12 protein-coding genes are annotated in these 12960 nt (G+C 74.8%); 6 read left to right on the forward strand and 6 right to left on the reverse strand.

The annotated features are described in order from the left end of the window. Positions 1 to 55: 55 nt before the first annotated feature. The 3 genes from AB5J51_RS09680 to AB5J51_RS09690 form a co-directional block, all read right to left on the reverse strand. Entirely contained in the window at positions 56 to 1471 is a 1416-nt protein-coding gene (locus AB5J51_RS09680) for an amino acid permease (protein WP_053786602.1), read from the reverse strand. Positions 1472 to 1545: 74 nt separating this feature from the next. After that, positions 1546 to 3651 (reverse strand): phage holin family protein, encoded by a 2106-nt coding sequence (locus tag AB5J51_RS09685; protein WP_369777440.1) that lies wholly within the window; start codon positions 3649 to 3651, stop codon positions 1546 to 1548. 155 nt (positions 3652 to 3806) lie between these two features. Beyond that, positions 3807 to 4211 (reverse strand): hypothetical protein, encoded by a 405-nt coding sequence (locus AB5J51_RS09690; RefSeq protein WP_133896430.1) that lies wholly within the window; start codon positions 4209 to 4211, stop codon positions 3807 to 3809. 126 nt (positions 4212 to 4337) lie between these two features. On the opposite strand from AB5J51_RS09690, the gene AB5J51_RS09695 reads away from it, so the two are divergent. Beyond that, complete coding sequence (locus tag AB5J51_RS09695; RefSeq protein WP_369777441.1) at positions 4338 to 5114, forward strand: MBL fold metallo-hydrolase; 777 nt, start codon at positions 4338 to 4340, stop codon at positions 5112 to 5114. Positions 5115 to 5140: 26 nt separating this feature from the next. Next, positions 5141 to 5764 carry a DedA family protein gene (locus AB5J51_RS09700; protein ID WP_133899661.1) on the forward strand — a complete coding sequence of 208 codons (624 nt, stop codon included), beginning with the start codon at positions 5141 to 5143 and terminating at the stop codon, positions 5762 to 5764. 22 nt (positions 5765 to 5786) lie between these two features. Here the strand turns inward: AB5J51_RS09700 and AB5J51_RS09705 are convergent, their stop codons facing one another. From AB5J51_RS09705 to AB5J51_RS09715, 3 genes are all read right to left on the reverse strand, one after another. Then, entirely contained in the window at positions 5787 to 6911 is a 1125-nt protein-coding gene (locus AB5J51_RS09705) for an MBL fold metallo-hydrolase (protein WP_369777442.1), read from the reverse strand. A 56-nt stretch (positions 6912 to 6967) separates the two neighbouring features. Next, positions 6968 to 8185 carry an aminotransferase class I/II-fold pyridoxal phosphate-dependent enzyme gene (locus AB5J51_RS09710; RefSeq protein WP_369777443.1) on the reverse strand — a complete coding sequence of 406 codons (1218 nt, stop codon included), beginning with the start codon at positions 8183 to 8185 and terminating at the stop codon, positions 6968 to 6970. A 155-nt stretch (positions 8186 to 8340) separates the two neighbouring features. Then, on the reverse strand, positions 8341 to 8913 hold the full coding sequence (locus AB5J51_RS09715; protein ID WP_136224409.1) for a TIGR03086 family metal-binding protein: 573 nt from the start codon (positions 8911 to 8913) through the stop codon (positions 8341 to 8343). A gap of 194 nt (positions 8914 to 9107) precedes the next feature. Here AB5J51_RS09715 and AB5J51_RS09720 point away from each other — a divergent pair, with 194 nt between their 5' ends. From AB5J51_RS09720 to AB5J51_RS09735, 4 genes are all read left to right on the forward strand, one after another. Then, entirely contained in the window at positions 9108 to 9926 is an 819-nt protein-coding gene (locus AB5J51_RS09720; RefSeq protein WP_369777444.1) for a class I SAM-dependent methyltransferase, read from the forward strand. A gap of 87 nt (positions 9927 to 10013) precedes the next feature. Then, positions 10014 to 10457 carry an SRPBCC family protein gene (locus AB5J51_RS09725; protein ID WP_053689660.1) on the forward strand — a complete coding sequence of 148 codons (444 nt, stop codon included), beginning with the start codon at positions 10014 to 10016 and terminating at the stop codon, positions 10455 to 10457. Between the two features lie 260 nt (positions 10458 to 10717). Then, complete coding sequence (locus AB5J51_RS09730) at positions 10718 to 11551, forward strand: M55 family metallopeptidase (RefSeq protein WP_136224511.1); 834 nt, start codon at positions 10718 to 10720, stop codon at positions 11549 to 11551. A 1-nt stretch (position 11552) separates the two neighbouring features. After that, positions 11553 to 12953, forward strand: coding sequence for a M20/M25/M40 family metallo-hydrolase (locus AB5J51_RS09735; RefSeq protein ID WP_053786609.1), 1401 nt, complete (start codon positions 11553 to 11555; stop codon positions 12951 to 12953). Positions 12954 to 12960: the final 7 nt, after the last annotated feature.

Below are 12960 nucleotides of genomic sequence, written 5' to 3' on the forward strand. Positions count from 1 at the left end.
TCACTGCCCCCTGCTTGTCCTCGTCTTCTTCTCTCATTCCAAACTACCGCGCAGGTCAGGCGGTGACCCGGTGCCCGGCTCGGTGCTTTCGCGCGGACATCGCCGCGTAGACGAGGACACCCGCGAAGAGGAACAGGACGCCCTGGTAGACGGCCGCGTAGCCGGAGCCGGCGACCAGCCACATCGAGAAGGCGAAGGCCAGGCCGGCGAGGACGCCGTCGCGGACCAGGCGGCCGCGGTGGACGCGCTCGGACTGCCCGGAGAGCAGGAAGTAGATCTGCGCGGCGGTGGCGAGCAGGTACGGGACGGTCGCCGTGAAGGTGGTGACCAGGACCAGGACCTCGAAGACCCCGTCCGAGCCCAGCGTGTAGTTGTAGATCGTCAGGCCGGAGGCGAGGACGGCGGTGACGAGCACGCCGGCCACGGGGACGCCCCGCTTCTTCGTCTCGAAGACCTTCGGGAAGAGCCCGTCGCGGGCGGCGGCGTACGGGGTCTGGGCGCTGAGCAGGGTCCAGCCGTTGAGGGCGCCGAGCATCGAGATCACGGCCGCGCAGGCGACGAGGGTGCCGCCCCACGTACCCCCGGCCCCTCCGTCTGCAGAAAACATCGCGTTGACGGCGTCGGTGAAGGGGGCCTCGGAGGAGACCAGCTTCTCGTGGGAGACCAGGCCGAAGACGGAGAGGGTGCCCAGCAGGTAGACGACGGCCGCTCCGGCGGTGCCCAGGATGGTGGCCCGGCCGACGTTGCGGGCCGGGTCGCGGACCTCGCCCGCGCTGACGGCAGCCGACTCGACGCCGAGGTAGCTGAAGAGGAGGATCGCCGCGGCGGCGGAGACCGCGCCGACGGGGCTCTGGCCGGTGGCCTGGAAGGGCCCGAGGTTCGCCGGGTCGAAGAAGAACAGCCCGCCCACCGCGACCAGCAGCAGCGGGGCGAACTTCAGCACGGTGGCGACCAGTTGGACGGTGCCGACGTACCGGGTGCCGGCCAGGTTGGCGAGCGCCGGGAGCCACTGCACGAGGAGGGCGGCCAGGCACATCGCCGCCTTGTGGTCCCCGATGGCCGGGAAGAGCACGGCGAGGTAGCCGACGGCCGCCACGGCGAGGGCCGCGTTCGAGACCCAGGCGGTGATCCAGTAGCTCCAGGCCGCGAGGAAGCCGGCGAAGTCACCGAACGCGGCGCGGGCGTAGACGTACGGGCCGCCGGTCTGCGGGAGCCGCTGCGCGAGCCGGCCGAAGACGAGGGCGAGGGCGATCGCGCCGGCGGTGAGCACGCCGAAGGCGACCAGGCTGATCGTGCCGAACGGCGCCACGGAGGCGGGCAGCAGGAAGATCCCGCCGCCGACGATGTTGCCCATGACCAGGCAGGTCGCGACCGGGAGGCCGAAGCGCCGGGCGTGGGGGCTCGCCGCCTCCTCGGCCGGTGCGGGTGTCGCGGCAGGGGCGGGTGCGGGGGCGCGCAGGGTGGAGCTCACGGGTGGTACGCCTCGGGTGTTTCATATGCTGGACAGGTCGACATATCGTCGGGCAAGCCCAAAGCCGCACCAAATCAATGGTTTTCGTCCTGCACGGAGGCCCTTGCGGAAGGAAAGGTTCCGCTCGAACCGGCCTCCGGCCGTGGATCCTCCGCGGATGCGGTCAGCGGCACCTGGGGCCCGTCCGCCTCCCGCAGCCAGCGCCGCAGTACCTCGTGCACCGCCTCCGCACCCACCAGGTCGGGGTCCGGCTCCGACAGCTGCGTCGGCCACATCAGGAACGGGTGCCCCTGCTCCCCGCCCAGGCCTCCGTGCGAGCCGATCTGCTCCTCGAAGGCGTGCACCGACCCGGTCCGCGGGTCGTACGCCGAGTTCACCATCACGTCGGCCGCGTGCGGGAAGGCGTCGGTCCGGCGGACCGCCTGCGCCGCGCCCGGTCCGAACCGGGCCAGCAGCTCCTGCGCCGCGCCGGGCTCGTCGAGGCGGGCCACCGCCCCGCCCGGGCCCAGCACCTCCCCGTCCACCAGCAGGAACCCGATGCCCGGGTGGTTGGCCAGGGTCGCCAGCAGGGCGGGGTGCGCCCGCTCGATCCGCTCCCGCGAGGCCCGGCCCGGTACGTCCGGGAAGGAGATCAGCCCGAGGTTGCCGGAGGCCAGCACCACCGGGTCCGGGCCCCGCCCGGGGTGGGCCTCGGCGCCCTCCTCCACCGGCCGGTGCAGGGCAGCGAGCACCGCCGCGCGGGCCTCGGCGCCGCTGCGGGTGCGGCCGGCCCGGCGGGAGACCGGCAGCCCGCAGCCCGCGCGGACCAGGTCCTTCAGCGTCAGCCCGTACCGGCTCAGGAAGGTCTCCCCCGGGCTCTGGCCGTGGTCCGACAGCAGCACGATCCGGTACTCCCGGGGTGCGTGCTCGGCGACCCGCGCGATCAGCGCGAGGCTCCGGTCGAGCCGGGCCAGCACCCGGTCGGTGTCCCGGCCGTGCGGCCCCGAATGGTGCGCGACCTCGTCGTAGGCGACCAGGTCCGCGTAGATCGCGGCGCGCCCCGCGAGCATGTCGCCGATCACCGCCGCCACGACGACGTCCCGTTCGACCACCGTCGCGAAGGCCCGGATCAGCGGGTACAGGCCGCCCCGGGCCACCCTCGGCCGCTCCCCCCGCAGCCGGGCCCGCAGCGACTGGCAGATCTCCCGGACGACCTCGGCGACGAAGGAGAGCGCGGTGCGGACGGCATTGGCCGGGTCGGAGAAGTACGCGAAGTAGCCGGCGCGGGAACGGTTCGCCCGGCCCCGCCGCGCCGAGACCGACAGGACGAGGGCCAGCTGGTCGGCGCCGCCGCTGAACAGGTTGCCCCGGCTCGCCCCGTCGAGGGTCAGCAGCCCGCCGTCCCCGGTGCGGGCGATGGCCCGGCGCTGGAGTTCGGCGGCGCTGGTGGGCCGGTTGCAGACCATCACCTCGCCGGTGTCCTTCTCGTACCAGCGGAAGGCGGGCACGTCGAAGCTGGAGCCGTGCAGGATGCCGAGCTGGCTGGCGCCGGTCTGGCTGGACCAGTCGGTGCGCCAGGACGTGAGTCGGTGGCTGCCCTCCAGCCAGCCGGCCACCGTGGGCATCAGGGCGCTGCCCGCGGCGCGGCGCAGGGCCTCGTACCCGACGCCGTCGAGCTGGAGGAAGACCAGTCCGGGGGCGGCCGCGACCGCGCCGGGCGCACCGTCGTGCCGCGTACGCCGACGGCGGCGGTCGGCGAGCCGGTAGAGCCTGCGCCGGTACGCCTCGTCGTCGCGCACCGCGAGCGCGGTCGAGGTCGCCGAGGCGACGGCGGACATCACCGCGGCCACCACCACGGCGGTCTCCGGGGCCACTTCGCCGCGGCCGGACGGGATCAGGCTGAGGGCGAGCAGCAGCAGCGAGCCGTTGAGGAAGAAGACGAGCAGGCCGAGCACCAGCGCGGGCACCAGCAGCAGGGCCCGGACGAGCACCGGCCACACGAGCGCGCTGAGCAGGCCGAAGGCCCCGGCGCCCCAGGCGGCGGTCAGACCGATCTCGGTGAGGCTGTCGCCGTCGCCGGACTGCAGCCGGAAGTCGGGGAGGATGCCGGCCAGCGCGAGCATCGTCAGGGTGGACACCGCCCAGACGGTGATCACCCGTGCCAGGGCGCTGCCCGTGGTCCGCCACCGTCCTCGCCCCACGCCGTACCGCCTCGTGTCTCCCCCGGACCCGCGGTCCGCGCCGCACCCTCCAGCGTCGCACAGGGCGGCGGCGGGGGCCGGATGACGGGGGTGGCGCACGGACGTACGGAACGCACGGCGCCGGGAGCCGGGGCGCGCGGCCGTCGGGCGGGAGCCTACGTGCCGTCGTAGCCGGCGGTCGGCATGGACAGCCGGCGGTGCACCTCGGCCTTCATGGCGGAGGTGTACTGCGGCTCGGCGAGCCCGGCGGTCTCGAGCCGTACTCCGCGCCGCTCGCACTCGGCGGTGAACTCCTCGACGGAGCGCAGCGCGCGGGCCAGGACCCGGTGGTTGGGGGCGACGAACAGGTCGACCTGGCCGGCTTCGACGTCGCACCAGAGCCCGCAGTGGTCGGCGCGCAGCCCGTAGAAGAGCAGCTCCCTCGTCACGACGTAGCCCTGGCCGGCGGCCCAGCGGGCGCACATGGCGTGCTGGCTCCGGGTGTCGACGGCGAAGGGGTCGGTGTCCAGATCCTCGAGCGGGGCCAGGCTGGCGATCGCGGCCACGCGCAGCTCATCCATGCCGCCCGACCCTACTCCGATCCGCCGCCCGGGAGGAGGGGGCGGCGGCCTCCGGTTCCGGGCGCGGGGGCGGGGCAGGATCTAGGCTCCAAGGGGCCGGTTACGCACGAGCGACGGGGAGGCCGGGTGCCGGTGGAGATCACCTGGTGGGGGCATGCCACGTGCACGGTCGAGGACTCCGGGGTGCGGCTGCTGACGGATCCGCTGTTCGCCCGGCGGCTGGCGCATCTGCGGCGACGGCGCGGGGCGCCGCCCCCGCCGGAGGCGGCCGAGGCGGACGCGGTGCTGGTGTCCCACCTGCATGCCGACCATCTGCACCTGCCGTCGCTGGCCCGGCTGGCGCCCGGGACCAGGCTGCTGGTGCCGCGCGGGGCGCCCCGGGCCGTGCCGGGGCTGGCGCGGGTCGCGGGGGTGCGCGGGCTGGCGGTCACGGAGATGGCTCCGGGCGACGAGGTCGGCGTACGGGCAGGCGTACGGGTGCGGGCGGTCAGTGCGCGGCACGACGGGCGGCGGCTGCCGTTCGGGCCGCATCTCACGCCGGCGCTCGGGTACGTGGTCCAGGGCGCGGCGCGGACGTACTTCGCCGGGGACACCGGGCTGTTCGACGCAATGGCCGAGGAGGTCGGGCCGGTGGACGTGGCGCTGCTGCCGGTCGGCGGCTGGGGCCCGTACCTGGGGCCGGGGCACCTGGACGCGGGCCGGGCGGCGCAGGCACTGGCCGCGCTGGCCCCGGCGGCGGCGGTGCCGGTGCACTACGGGACGTACTGGCCCATCGGACTGGACGCGGTGCGGCCGCACGAATTCCACGCGCCGGGCGAGGAGTTCGTACGGCGGGCCCGGCAGCTGGCACCGAAGGTGACGGTACGGGTGCCGGACCACGGCGAGCGGGTGCGGCTGCCGTGACGTGGCGCGAGCTGGTGGCGGCGGGGGTGGGGGCCGGGGCCGGGGCCGGGGCCGGCCAGGTACCGCCGGAGACGACGCAGCAGGCGGTGGGCTACCCGGCGCTGTTCGTACTGGTGGCACTGGGGGCGCTGGTGCCGGTGATCCCGACGGGGGCGCTGGTGAGCACGGCAGCGGTGGTGGCGTTCCATCACCAGTCACTGCCCTTCGGGCTGTTGCTGGTGTTCGCGGTGGCGGCGGTGGCCGCGTTCACCGGGGACGTGGCCCTGTACTGGCTGGGGCAGCGGGGCGTGGCGTCCCGCAACGGCTCGCGCTGGCTGGAGACGCTGCGCGGGCGGGCGACGCCCGAGCGCCTTGCGCAGGCGCAGCGCAAGCTGGACGAACACGGGGTCCTGGTCCTGGTGGTCTCCCGGCTGGTACCGGCGGGCCGCATCCCTGTGATGCTGGCCTGCCTGCTGGCCCGCCTCCCCCTGCGCCGGTTCGCCCGCGGCGACGCCCCGGCGTGCCTGGCCTGGGCGGCGACGTACGGCCTGATCGGCATCCTGGGCGGCTCCCTGTTCTCGGAACCCTGGAAGGGCGTGGCCCTGGCGGTGGCCCTCACCCTCCTGATCAGCACGGCTCCCGCTCTCTGGCGCCGGTTGCGCAGCCATTGACCGCCCTCTGCAGCCTGCCGGGCTAGAGGGCCCGGGAGCCCCCGATCGGCAGGTCCCACAGGTCCGCCCGAGCCAGCCCGGCCCGGCCCCACGCCTCCCGCACCCGCTGCAACGGCTCCATCACCGGCTCGGCGGAAAGCACGAACGTCCCCCAGTGCATCGGCGCCATCCGCCGCGCCCCCACGTCCAGGCAAGCCTGAACCGCCTCCTCCGGATCCGCATGGACATCGCTCAGCCACCACCTCGGCGCGTACGCGCCGATCGGCAACAGGGCCAGGTCGATCCCCGGATGACGCCGCCCGATCTCCCCGAACCAGTGCCCGTACCCCGTGTCGCCCGCGAAGTACACGCTCCTCGGCGTCGCGGCCCGCGTGTCGGTCAGCACCCAGCCGCCCCACAGCGTCCGGCAGGTGTCGAGCAGCGACCGCTTGGACCAGTGGTGCGCCGGGACGAAGTCGAAACGTACGCCGCCCAGTTCCGCGCACTCCCACCAGTCGAGCTCCGTGACCCGGGTGAAGCCGCGCCGCCGGCACCAGCGGGCCAGACCGGCCGGGACGAAGAGCGGGGTGTGCCGGGGCAGCCGCTTGAGGGTGGGGGCGTCGAGGTGGTCGTAGTGGTTGTGGCTGATCACCACCGCGTCCACCGGCGGCAGTTCCTCCCAGCGGACCCCGACCGGGGTCATCCGCGCCGGCGTGCCGAGGATGCGCCGGGACCAGACGGGGTCGGTCAGTACGGTCAGCCCGCCGACCCGCAGCACCCAGCTGGCATGTCCCGCCCAGGTGGCGCAGAGCGTCCCGGCGCCGGCCGCGGGCAGCGGGGCGGGGGCGTACGGGAGGTCGGGGATGCCCCGCAGCCCGTCGGGGCCGGGCCGGAACGCGCCCTCGCGCGCGAGGCGGGCGAAGGCCCGCACCCCGGGCAGCGGCGTGGTCAGCCGATCGGCGAAGGAGCGCGGCCAGCTGCGTACCTCCCCCAACGCCCGCGGCACACCGCGATCTCCGGAACCGGAGCCGGGGGCTGAGCTCCCCCGGGACGCGGGCCGGGGCGCCGGCCGCGGGGCGGCGGGGCCGGGCCGTACCGCGGCAGCCCGGGCGCTCGCCGCGGGGTCTGCCCGGCCGGGGGCCGTCGGGGTGTGCGTCTCGTCCCTCATCAAGAGCTCTCCGTTCACCGCACAGCGGGCTCGTCGCGTCGGTCGGCGCAAGTCGGTCAGGAAGCCAGCCCGGCCAGGACCGATCCGAGGAGGTCCAGGGAGCGCCGTATGTGCGGGAGCGCGAGGGGGTCGCGCGCGGTGAGTGCGGCGAGCCGCTCCTGCGGGGTGGCGCCGAGCAGCGGACCGGTCGACAGGCGGACCCGCAGCGCGCCCAGGTCGTCCGCGAAGCGCTGTCCGCCGGGGGTGGGTGCGCCGAGCCGGCCTCCCAGGTAGTCCTCCAGTTCCATGGCGTCGCGGACCCCGCGGCGCGCCAGCCCGGCGCGCAGCGGGGTCAGGTCGGCGTACAGGTGCCGCCCGGCCTGCGGCGGCCGCGCGAGGGCCCCGACGGCCAGCAGCTCCCGGTGGGCCGCGGCGGCGACCACCCCGTGCAGCGTGGCCGCGGCATGGGCGCGCCCGGCGACCGCGTCGGGCTCGTCGAGCGCGTGCGCCGCGGCCCCGGCGACCGGGCCCGCGACCAGGGCTCCGGTCGCGGTGAGGATGTCGAGGGTGCGTGCCCGCAGCCAGGTGCCGCGCGGGGTGCCGGGGAAGCGGGCCACGGCGGCGGGCCACCCTGCGGGCAGCAGCGCACCGGACAGGTCGAGGAGCACGGCGGCCGAGTCGGGCAGCATCTCGGCCGGGCTCAGGACGAAGGTGTCGTGCGGCCGGTGGACGGTGTCGCGCCAGCTCTCGTCGCTGACGACGAACAGCCCGGCGTCCCCGGCGGCCTCGCAGGCCTCGCGCAGCATTTCGGGCGGGGGCACGGTCGCCGTCGGGTCGTCGGCGACTGACAGCAGCAGCACCCGCGGGTCGCCGCCCTCGACGCGCACCCGCCGTACGGTCTCCAGCAGGGCGTACGGATCCGGGATGCCCCCGCACTCGGCCGGGGTCGGCACGTGGTAGGCCCGCCGTCCCAGCAGCCGGACCTGCGGTGTCCACCAGGCGGGACACGGCCGGGGCAGCATGACGTCGCCCCCGTACGCGCCGAGCAGCGCCAGCAGCAGGGCGGGTGCGCCGGGCCCGGCGGCCACGTTCTCCGGCTCGGTGGGCAGCCCTCGCCTTCCCCAGTGCCGGCACGCGGCCTCGCGTACGGGCTCGCCGCCGCCCGGGGGTTCGGGGGCGGACCGTTCGGCGGCCGCGGCGATCACGGCGGTCAGCTCGGGCAGCACGGGCAGGCCGGGCTGGGGCGCGGGCGGCCCGTACCGGACCGGACCCCGGCCCTCCGCCGTGCGCTGCATCCCCGACACCTCGCCGCCCTGCCTTCCCCGTTCCGTACGTGCTGCCGACTCCGTACGTCCCGCCGACCGACCATGCCCTTTATACGGTTATTTGCGGGGCTACGCCTGTTGTCGCCCGCCGGGGGCCGGAGGGCGACGGCGGGCGACGCGGAGGCTCAGCCCTCTCGGCCCACCAGGGCCAGTAGGCGGGTCTGGGCGTCCGCGCCCGCCGGCACGTCCAGCGGCGCGGCGAACATCCCGCCGGCCGCGAGCCCGTCGGCGTACGGCATGACCTCCTTGAGGGCGAACTCGACCAGGCCGTCCGGGAGCCGGTCGTCGGCACCGATGCCCCGCGACAGGTCCCAGGTGTGCACGACGCAGTCGGCGGTCAGCTCCGCGCAGTAGGCCCGGCCCGGCGCGGGCCCGTACGAGAGCCTGACCGTGCGGTCCAGCGCGCCGGGCGCGGTGAATGCGGCGTGCGCGGCGCCCGCCGCCCGCTCCCATGCGCCGGCCGGGTCCTCGCCGAGCACGTCGCCGGAGAACGCGTCGCCGATCTCCTCGACCGTGCGCCCGTCGGTGACCATCGGCGGGATCCAGAGCTGCTCGCCGGTGACGTGGTTGACCAGGTCGCGCACGGTCCATTCCGTGCAGGGGGTCGGGGCGTCCCATTGGCCGTCCGCGACGGCGCGCACCCGCTCGCCGAAGAGCCGCAGGGCCTCGGCGTGGTGCTCGAGCAGCGTGTCCGGCATGGCTCCCACCGTCCTCGGCCAGAGGATCCCTCCCCTGGAGCCCACTGTCCTCGCACCTGCATTTCCCTGCCACTGTCCCGCCCGGTTCCCTTGCAGCACAAGAGGGTTGTCCACATGTCAAAACACAGGTCTCATATCCCGAACCCATCCCCTACGGTGATCACATCGCTTCAACGACGAGGAGGAGTCGGGTCATGAGTGCCAGGGAAACAGCTGTCTACACGCACGGGCACCACGAATCCGTTCTGCGCTCGCACCGCTGGCGCACCGCCGCGAACTCGGCGGCCTACCTGATCGGCGAGCTGCGGCCGGGGATGTCGGTCCTGGACGTGGGCTGCGGCCCGGGCACGATCACGGCGGACCTGGCGGAACTGGTCGCGCCGGGCGGCCGGGTGACGGCGGTCGACGCCGCGCAGGACGTCCTGGAGCAGGCCGCGGAGTACGTGGCGCAGCGCGGCCTGGCCGGGGCGGTCACCTTCGCCGTCGCGGACGTCCACGCGCTGGACTTCCCGGACGACTCGTTCGACGTGGTCCACGCCCACCAGGTGCTGCAGCACGTCGGCGACCCGGTGCAGGCGCTGCGCGAGATGCGGCGGGTGTGCCGGCCGGGCGGCATCGTGGCCGCCCGCGACGCGGACTACGCGGCGATGACCTGGTACCCGGCGGAGCCGGGCCTGGACCAGTGGCAGGGCCTGTTCCGCCGGGTGGCCCGCGCGAACGGCGGCGAACCGGACGCCGGGCGCCGCCTGCTGTCCTGGGCCAGGGCGGCGGGCTTCACGGAGGTGTCCTCGTCGGCGACGGCCTGGTGCTACGCCACTCCCGAGGAGACGGCGTGGTGGTCCTCGCTGTGGGCGGACCGTACGACGGCCTCGGCGTACGCCTCCCGCGCGACGGGCGGCGGCCACGCGACCGCGGCCGAACTGTCCGCCATCTCCGAGGCCTGGCAGCGCTGGGGCACGGCCCCGGACGCCTGGTTCTCGGTCCTGAACGGCGAAATCCTGGCCCGTGCCTGATCGTCACCTCTGACCCGGATTTGGGCCGTTGCCCCGGAGGTGGTTGGCTTGCCGCGAAGAGCGGACACAACTGCTGGAGGAACAGCTATGGCGCAGGTCGAGGCCACCACGGAGCGGATCATCGCGGCCGACGCGGAGACCGTGTTCGACGCGCTGGCGGACTACACCGGGACCCGGGGGAAGCTGCTGCCCGAGCACTTCAGCGAGTACGAGGTGCGCGAGGGCGGCGACGGCGAGGGCACCCTCGTCCACTGGAAGCTCCAGGCCACCAGCAAGCGCGTGCGCGACTGCCTGCTGGAGGTCACCGAGCCCACCGACGGCCAGCTCGTGGAGAAGGACCGCAACTCCACCATGGTCACCACCTGGGTCGTCACCCCGGCCGGCGAGGGCAAGTCCAAGGCCGTGGTCACCACCGTCTGGAACGGCGCCGGCGGCATCGGAGGCTTCTTCGAGCGCACCTTCGCCCCCAAGGGCCTCGGCCGGATCTACGACACCCTGCTGGCCAACCTGGCCGCCGAAGTCGAGGGCTGAGCAAGGCCGTTGCCCCGCCGGCCACGCCGGGGGGCTCACCGGATCGGGTGGATTTCCCGGCGGAGGTGAGCCCCCGGCCCCGGCGTGACCTCCCGGCGGCGGCGCCGGGGACCCTCCGGGCGTCGCCCGATGTCACCGGGGGGCCGGCGCCCGGGCGTGGCCCCCGGCCGGAGCGGGCCCGGGCGGCTAGGGTGGAAGCCTGCGTGGACGGCTCCGTCCGTGTCGGCCGCGCCGTGGCAGCCGACCGCCCGGGGGGCCCGATGAAGATCCTCGTCTCCGCCGACATGGAAGGCGCCACGGGCGTCACCTGGCCCGCCGACGTCCTGCCCGGCACACCCGAGTGGGAGCGCTGCCGCCACCTGTTCACCTCCGACGTGAACGCGGCCGTACTCGGCTTCTTCGACGGCGGCGCCGACCAGGTCCTCGTCAACGAGGCCCACTGGACCATGCGCAACCTGCTGCTCGAACAGCTCGACGAGCGCGCCGAGATGCTCACGGGCCGCCACAAGTCCCTCACCATGGTCGAGGGCGTCCAGCACGGCGACGTCGACGGCATCGCGTTCGTCGGCTACCACACCGGCGCCGGAACGCCGGGCGTCCTCGCCCACACCTACCTCGCCAACTCCATCACCGGGGTCTGGCTGAACGGGACCCGCGCCGGCGAGGGACTGCTCAACGCCCACGTCGTCGCCGAGTACGGAGTACCGGTTGTCCTCGTCACCGGCGACGACCTGACCTGCGTCGACGCCGACGGCTACGCGCCGGACGCGGTGAAGGTCGCCGTCAAGGACCACGTCTCCCGCTACGCCGCCGTCTGCCGCACCCCGGCCCGTACCGCCGCCGACATCCGGGCCGCCGCCAAGGAGGCCGCGGCCCTCGCCGTACGCCGGGAACCCGTGCCCGGCGGGCCGTACACCGTGGAGCTGGAGTTCGACGCCGAGCACCTGGCGATGGCCGCCACCGTCGTCCCGGGCGTCGAACGCTCCGGGGAACGCAGGGTCGCGTACACCAGCGAGACGATGTACGAGGGGATCCGGACCTTCAAGGCGGTCACGACGGTCGTCTCGGCAGCCGTGGAGGAGCAGTATGGCTGACATGCCCGCAGTCACCCCCCAGCGCCCGGCCGGGGAGAGCCCCACCGGGGAGCCCTCCGCCGACGAGTCCCCCGTCGACCGGGTGGCACTCGACGAAGCCGTCGAGTTCACCTCCGACCTGATCCGCATCGACACCACGAACCGCGGCGGCGGCGACTGCCGCGAGCGCCCCGCCGCCGAGTACGTCGCCGAGCGGCTCGCCGCAGCCGGCCTCGAGCCGGTCCTGCTCGAACGCACACCCGGCCGCACCAACGTGGTGGCCCGGATCGAGGGCACCGACCCCGCCGCCGAGGCCCTGCTCGTCCACGGCCACCTCGACGTGGTCCCCGCCGAGGCCGCCGACTGGAGCGTGGACCCCTTCTCCGGCGAGATCCGCGACGGGGTGGTCTGGGGCCGCGGCGCCGTCGACATGAAGAACATGGACGCGATGGTGCTGGCCGTCGTACGCGCCTGGGCGCGCGCAGCCGAGAGAGGGCAGCACTGGCGGCCGCGCCGCGACATCGTGATCGCCTACACCGCGGACGAGGAGGACAGCGCGGTCGACGGCTCGGGATTCCTCGCCGACCGGCACCCGCACCTCTTCGAGGGCTGCACGGAGGGCCTGAGCGAGTCCGGCGCCTTCACCCTGCACAACGGCCCCGGTCAGGCCCTCTACCCGATCGCGGCCGGCGAACGCGGCACCGCCTGGCTGAAGTTGACCGCCCACGGCACGACCGGCCACGGCTCCAAGCCCAACCGGGCCAATGCCGTCAGCCGGCTCGCCGCCGCCGTGGGCCGGATCGGCGAATACCGCTGGCCCGTCCGGCTCACCGCCACCGTCGCCGCCTGCATCACCCAGCTCGCCGCCCTCCAGGGCCTGTCGGTCGACCCCCGCGCCCGCGGCTTCGACCTCGACGCCGTCCTCGGCAAGCTCGGCCCGGCCGGCCTCCTCGTCGAGGCGACCGTACGCAACAGCGCCAACCCGACCATGCTCAGCGCCGGTTACAAGCTCAACGTCATCCCGGGAACGGCCACCGCCTACGTGGACGGCCGGATGCTGCCCGGCAGCGAGGCCGAGTTCATCGCCACCCTCGACGAACTCACCGGCCCCGACGTCACCTGGGAGTTCCACCACCGCGAGGCGGCCCTCGAAGCCCCCGTGGACGGACGTACCTTCGCCGTCCTGCGCGAGTCCGTGGAGCGCTTCGACCCCGAAGGCCACGTGGTGCCGTTCTGCATGGCGGGCGGCACCGACGCCAAGCAGTTCTCCCGCCTCGGGATCACCGGGTACGGCTTCTCCCCGCTGAAGCTTCCGCCCGGCTTCGACTACTGGGCCCTCTTCCACGGCGTGGACGAGCGGGTCCCCGTCGATGCCCTGCACTTCGGCGTGCGCGTCCTCGACCACGCCCTGCGGACCCTGTGAGGGGGAG

Origin of the sequence: Streptomyces sp. R33, assembly GCF_041200175.1 — a bacterium.
GTDB classification, from domain to species: domain Bacteria; phylum Actinomycetota; class Actinomycetes; order Streptomycetales; family Streptomycetaceae; genus Streptomyces; species Streptomyces katrae_B.